The sequence below is a fragment of the Vibrio sp. 1562 genome (assembly GCF_033340155.1).
Taxonomy (GTDB): Bacteria; Pseudomonadota; Gammaproteobacteria; order Enterobacterales; family Vibrionaceae; genus Vibrio; species Vibrio alginolyticus.
This window is the reverse complement of record NZ_JAWOVY010000186.1, coordinates 1-867: the sequence shown is the minus strand read 5'-3', so window position 1 is coordinate 867 and position 867 is coordinate 1. Positions and strand designations below refer to the sequence as shown.

The 867-nt window shown below is 50.5% G+C and carries 1 protein-coding gene; it reads left to right on the top strand.

Features of this window, described 5'->3' with window-relative positions; translation table 11 throughout:
• Positions 1-815: protein-disulfide reductase DsbD (gene dsbD / locus R7Z49_RS24045; protein ID WP_318112237.1), on the top strand; the 815-nt coding region annotated here is incomplete at its 5' end.
• Positions 816-867 lie beyond the last annotated feature (52 nt).

The window sequence follows — 867 nt, the reverse complement described above, 5'->3', positions numbered from 1 at the left end:
CAGGTCTGGTGTGCTCACCGTGTACCACAGCACCTCTGTCGGGCGCACTACTCTACGTTGCACAAAGTGGTGACTTGCTGACTGGTGGTATTGCGCTTTACGCACTGGCGATGGGTATGGGTATTCCGCTGATTCTCGTGGCGGTATTTGGCAACAAACTGCTGCCAAAAGCCGGCGGTTGGATGGACCGCGTGAAGACACTATTTGGTTTCATTCTGCTGGCAGCACCAATCTTCTTGCTTGAGCGTATCTTGCCAGAAATGTGGTCGACGGGGTTGTGGTCTGCGCTCGGTATCGCGGCATTTGGTTGGTTGTATCACATCAAAAACAGCTTGGAGTTTGGTGGCTGGAAGCAAAGCGCAATTGGCATTATTGCCGTCCTCGGTTTGTTCGCCTCCGCGCAACCAGCACTGAATTATTGGTTTGGCAATCACGAAACCCAGGCACAGCAAACAACGGTTAGCTTTACTCGCATTGCTAATGTGGCCGAGCTTGAAGAGCAACTGACGCAGGCGAAAGCAGCAGGTAAACCTGTCATGCTCGACTTCTACGCCGACTGGTGTGTAGCGTGTAAAGAGTTTGAGAAGTACACCTTCCACGATCCAAAAGTCGAAGCCAAGCTGCAAGACTTCGTGTTGCTGCAAGCGGATGTCACCAAAAACCAAGTGCAAGATATTGAGCTACTCAAACACATGAACGTGCTGGGTTTGCCGACCATCGAATTCTGGGATGCGAAAGGCGAACACGTTTCAAACGCTCGTTTAACTGGCTTTATGCAAGCCGAGCCTTTCTTAGAGCACATCAATCGATTCTGATATCACATCATTCAAACGCCAGCGATTTTCGCTGGCGTTTTTTGTTGCACAG